The organism is Globicatella sp. HMSC072A10, from assembly GCF_001811625.1.
In the GTDB taxonomy this organism is placed as follows: Bacteria; Bacillota; Bacilli; order Lactobacillales; family Aerococcaceae; genus Globicatella; species Globicatella sanguinis.
This window is the reverse complement of the sequence record NZ_KV805645.1, coordinates 1-5,737: the sequence shown is the minus strand read 5'-3', so window position 1 is coordinate 5,737 and position 5,737 is coordinate 1. Positions and strand designations below refer to the sequence as shown.

Annotated in this window: 3 protein-coding genes; all 3 read left to right on the top strand. The window is 35.4% G+C overall.

The features are described 5' to 3' along the window. Positions 1-841 precede the first annotated feature (841 nt). The 3 genes from pflA (at position 842) to HMPREF2811_RS02560 (ending at position 5,668) form a co-directional block, all read left to right on the top strand. Positions 842-1,636, top strand: coding sequence for a pyruvate formate-lyase-activating protein (gene pflA / locus HMPREF2811_RS02570; protein ID WP_066123388.1), 795 nt, complete (start codon positions 842-844; stop codon positions 1,634-1,636). A gap of 209 nt (positions 1,637-1,845) precedes the next feature. Further along, positions 1,846-4,023 carry a PTS sugar transporter subunit IIABC gene (locus HMPREF2811_RS02565; protein WP_084801870.1) on the top strand — a complete coding sequence of 726 codons (2,178 nt, stop codon included), beginning with the start codon at positions 1,846-1,848 and terminating at the stop codon, positions 4,021-4,023. 337 nt (positions 4,024-4,360) lie between these two features. Further along, on the top strand, positions 4,361-5,668 hold the full coding sequence (locus HMPREF2811_RS02560) for a nucleobase:cation symporter-2 family protein (protein ID WP_066123385.1): 1,308 nt from the start codon (positions 4,361-4,363) through the stop codon (positions 5,666-5,668). Positions 5,669-5,737 lie beyond the last annotated feature (69 nt).

Sequence of the window (5,737 nt, the reverse complement as noted above, 5' to 3'; positions counted from 1 at the left end):
CTGCGCTATTAATTAATGAACAATAATCTTAATTATATTTTTCAAGTTTATGTCTAGCTATCGGGCAGAAATGTTTTAAAAGGTCCCTAAGAGCAGTATTACTTTTTAGTTTCTTACTGAATAAGGGGAGGTTTTATCTTTTCTGTTCGGTCTTTTTTGCTATAAAATAGGAGAGTGGCTAAAGTTTTTCAGATTAGAGAAGTCAATGGAACATGCAGACAAAAGGCAAAGCATATTTTCGACTGCTTCTCCACTTCCAACGATACTGTGGTTAGGCAAACATGACAAAAATATTAAATTTTCTATTTCTATCCCACTGCCAACTGTGCCGAGGAGGTTAGACGGAGCTTAAACTACTTTATTTTCTACTTCTGGTATAGGCCCTAATATGCCGGGGATTACCTGAAATAAAAAAACTAACTTTCTACAGCTTGCTCACTCACAATTGTGTGGGCTGAACTGATGAAATACAAATTATTTCATTTCCTTCTGGTTCACTCCAAGCTTTGCTAGGGTGGGTAGACAAAGTATAAATTATTTTATTTTCTACTTTTGGTTCACTCCCCAATACCCCTGCAAATTTTTAGATAAGGCATTTTATGATTTATGACTAAATTATCTGTCATCCTTCATCATTAGTAAAAGAATCCCTTGATTTACTAATGGTTTAAGTAGTTGTATTGAACAATCTGTTTTTTAATATAACAGAGTTATTAAACTGTACTAATTTAATAAAAATAATTAATGAAAAGGCTTGAAGCGATTTCGTTATGTGATATAATTTAATTATAGAAGACTATTACATTTATTAATAACAGTTTAGGACAAGGAGGATTTTAAGATGACAGAAACTGTAACTCCTGTCATTGGACATGTTCATTCTACCGAAAGCTTTGGTTCAGTTGACGGTCCAGGAATTAGATTTATTAGCTTTATGCAAGGATGTCGGATGCGTTGTGAGTTTTGCCATAACCCAGATACCTGGAATACACGAGGAGGCAAAGAGTATACTCCGCAACAATTGTTTGATGAAGCAGTTCAATACCAAGCTTTCTGGGGAGAAAAAGGTGGCGTGACCGTGAGTGGTGGTGAACCTTTACTACAGATTGATTTTCTAATTGAATATTTCAAGCTATGTAAAGCCAATGGTGTTAATACAACCTTGGATTCTTGTGGGGCTCCTTTTACACGTAAAGAGCCATTCTTTAGTCGTTTCCAGGAATTAATGAAGTATACGGATTTAATTTTATTGGATATTAAACATATCGATCCTGAAGGACACCGTAAATTAACGGGACATCCTAATGATAATATTTTAGATTTGGCTCGTTATTTAAGTGAAATTAATCAACCTGTTTGGGTTCGTCATGTACTAGTACCAGAAAGAACAGACTATGATGAGTATTTAGAGCGATTAGGCGCTTTTGTGGCAACATTAGATAATGTGTTAAAATTTGAAGTATTGCCTTATCATAAATTAGGGGTATATAAATATAAAGCTTTAGGTATTAAATACCGTCTAGAAGGTATCGAACCGCCTACAGCTGATCGGGTTGAAAATGCTAAACGTATTTTAAATACTGAAAGTTACCAGGGATATTTAAATTATAAACCTAAAGAATTTGCCGGTTATTAAAATAGAAACTCTTTGTTATCAGATAGCTGATACAGGGAGTTTTTTTAGATTCTAATAGATTAAATTTTAAATATTTTCGTAAATTATATAAGCTTTTATAATATTGAATGGTATTTTTGTGAGTTTATTCTCAAGTAGTTTGAAAAGCAAAATATTTTAGAGTATAATTGAGACGTCTTAAATTATTCATAAGGAAAGGGGATCTATTATTGGCTAAAGCTCAAACAAAGGCTGAGTTACGTGCTAAAACGGGAGAAGTAAAAATCTTTGGTTTACTACAAAAACTTGGTCAAACATTTATGCTACCTATTTCATTATTACCGGTAGCGGGTATCTTATTAGGGATTGGTTCGTCATTTACGAATCCAACCGTTATTGAGATGTATAATTTACAAAATATTTTACATGAAGGTAACTTCTTATATGGTGTGTTAAGAATCTTTGCTGATGCAGGAGACATCATTTTCGGTAACTTAGGTTTATTATTTGGTATTTCAGTTGCTGCAGGTTTAGCAAAAACTGACAAAGGCGTTGCATCTTTATCTGGTATTATTGGTTATTTTGTAATGTACGCTTCAATGACAAGTACTTTAAACAACTTCCGAGATGTTGAAGAATTAAGTAAAGTACAAGGTTTAATTACTAGCTATTTAGGCTTTGATAATACCATGAACTTAGGTGTTTTAGGTGGGATTGTCATCGGTTTAGTGGTGGCATATTTACATAATAAATACCATACTATTGAATTACCTGAAGCTTTATCATTCTTCGGGGGAACACATTTTATTCCAATCGTCTCATCAGTTGCTGGGCTTATCTTAGGAATTATGTGGGCTTTCGTATGGCCAATTGTTTCTTATGGTTTCTCTAGCTTAGGTGGATTTATTTCAGGATTAGGCATTTTTGGTATTTTCTTATATGTATTTATTTACCGTGCCTTAATTCCATTTGGCTTACACCACGTGTTCTATTTACCTTTCTGGCAAACAGCTATCGGGGGAACAGCAGTAGTCAATGGTAAAACAATTGTAGGGGCTCAAAACATTGTGTTTGCTCAATTAGCAGCTGGTGTGCCGATTGATCCTCATGCAGCGGCTCACTTTACGTATATGTTCCCTGTTATGTTATTTGGTATTCCTGCAGCAGCGATCGCTTTATATCGTGCTGCTCGTCCAGAACGTAAAGCTGAAGTAAAAGGTTTCTATACTTCAAGTGCTTTAACTTGTTTTATGACCGGGATTACTGAACCAATCGAATTTGCTTTCGTGTTCGCATCACCATTTATGTATTACTTAGTACACTGTGTACTTTATGGTATTTCAGGTATCTTAGTTTATGTATTAGGTGCTGGGGTTGGTTTAACATTCTCAGGTGGTATTATTGACTTCATCTTATACGGTGTTTTACCTGGTAACCACATTACTAACTGGATTCCGGTATTGATATTAGGATTAGTATATTTTGTATTATACTTTGTCATCTTTAGCTGGGGTGTTCGTAAGTTCGACTGGAAAGTTCCTGGTAGAGAAGATGAATCAGAAGAAGTAGCGGTTGAATTTGCTGATGCTTCATACGATGAATTAGATGAAAAAGCTCAACGTGCTTACCGTATTGTGGCTGGTTTAGGTGGTTCAAACAACTTAAACGATGTAAGTAACTGTGCAACTCGTTTACGTGTTCAAGTTAAAGACGGTTCACTTGTAAACGAAGCCTTATTAAAACAAACTGGCTCAGCTGCGGTTGTTGTTAACGGTCAAAACGTTCAAGTTGTCTATGGTACAACAGTGCCTAACGTTAAATCATCGATTGATCAATTAATTGCATCTGGTAATGCTCCAAAAGAAGGTGTCGTAGCAAATAGTCATGCAGCTGACACTACAGAAGTAGTTGAAGAAAAAGTTGAATTACCAACAGAAACTGGAAAATTAGTTGAGATTTACGCACCTGCTACTGGTAAAGTGATTGATATTGCGAAAGTAAACGATCCAGTATTTGGTGGAAAAATCATGGGTGAAGGATTTGCCGTTCAACCAACAAATGGCAAAGTCGTATCTCCAGTTGATGCAGAAGTTGTGATGATTATGGATTCAAAACATGCGGTTGGTTTAAAAACAGTTGATGGATTAGAATTATTAATTCACATGGGTATTGAAACTGTTCAATTAAATGGGGGAGGATTTGAATTATTTGTTCAAGAAGGCGACCAATTAAAAGCTGGTGACGCTGTTGCACAAATGGATTTAGATTATATTTTAAATGAAGGCAAACAAACCGATGTCATTGTTGCCTTAACCAATACCCCAGATATGGTGAACCGTACGATTATTGAAGATGAAAAATCAGTAGAAGCAGGTTCGTCTATCGGTCAAGTTGACATCAAAGCTTAGTTTAGATAAAAAGATTATCATTATTAAATGGGGTAGTCTTGTTGATATAAAAGTATAATTTAAGACAAAAGAGTGAAGACCACGAGGCATCAACTTCGTGGTTTTTTTGATTACTCGTAGCATTAATCAATTTTGAAAAATGTAGTTTTGGTCATTGGTTGGATTAAGCATATACTCATTTAGTTGTTAATATTGAATCATTTGAATTCAGATTGCAAAAAACACGAATATTCTAATTAAAAACGAATTTATTATTAATAATTCGGTTGAAGAACTTCAATAATATGGCTATATTATTATTTGTTGATTAAACAAATATTTTTTATGAGGTGTAAGTGTGGAAGAGAAAATAATCGTATCCCCAGAAGATAAGCTATTATATGGCATTAATGATGTGCCACCTATGGGTGTGAGTATTTTATTAGCGTTACAACATATTTTAGCGGCCTTTGCCGGGATTATCGCTGTTCCTTTAGTTGTCTGTAGTGTATTAGGGTTTGATGTTCAAACTACTTCGATCATGGTTAGTGCTACCATTTTTGCATCAGGAATTACTACATTTATCCAATCAAAAGGGGTAGGTCCAGTTGGATCGAGAGTTTCAGGCATGATGGGAACGGACTTTACTTTCGTGAATCCATCCATTAGTGTAGGAGCTAAATTCGGCATAGCTGGGATTGTGGCAGCAACCATTACAGGTTCTCTAGTTGAAATTATTTTAAGTCGTTTTATTAAACCCTTAATGAAATTTTTCCCACCATTAATCACTGGGACAGTTGTTTCATTAATCGGGATTACCTTATTACCTGTTAGTATGGATTGGGCTGCTGGTGGTGTTGGCGCTGCTGATTATGGTTCAATTAAAAATATTGCGGTTGCTTTTGTGATTATGGTCTTTACTTTATTTTTAAATCATTATGGTAAAGGGATGTGGAGTACAGCTTCTGTCTTTATTGGGATGGTATTTGGTTATATCGTTTGTATTCCTTTAGGGATGGTTGATTTAGATTCCGTAAAAGACGCTGCTTGGTTTGCGTTCCCAAATGTATTACGTTACGGTTTTAAATTTGATTTAGCTTCAACTTTATCATTTGTACCTGCCTATGTGGTATCTTTAATTGGTACAGTGGGTATTACGATGGCGATTGGGGAAGCATCAGGTGAGAAATTACCAAGCGAACGTGCTGCTAGTGGTGTTTTAGCTGATGGTGTTGGTTCAATGATTTCTGGTTTGTTCGGTGGTGGACCGAACACCGCTTTCTCGCAAAACGTTGGTTTAATTACATTAACTAAAGTAGCGAGTCGTCACGTGATGGTGGTTGCCGGGATTATTTTAGCTATCTTAGGTGTTTTTCCTAAATTATCAGCATTAATCTCTGTTATGCCTCAACCAGTTTTAGGTGGTGTAGGGGTCATTATGTTCGGTTTAGTAGCTGCTCAAGGGATTAAAACTTTAGCGCAAATTAAATTAGGCGACCGAGAATTATTAATTATTTCCGTTGCATTTGCCTTAGGGATTGGCGTAACGGTTCGTCCTGAATTATTAGAAGGTTTACCAAATGCGCTACAAATGTTATTATCATCTGGTATTTCTACTGGTACATTAGCAGCCTTAATCTTAAATGTTGTTTTAAAAGAAAAGTAATTTAATAAAATAAAAATAAGGAGTGGGCAAGTTTTTCTGGCTCTTTGTCAAATGGTGTGGGTCACGGAA

Excerpts from the sequence above, each read along its gene's own strand:
- pflA (WP_066123388.1), top strand. The coding sequence starts at position 842 with ATGACAGAAACTGTAACTCCTGTCATTGGACATGTTCATTCTACCGAA.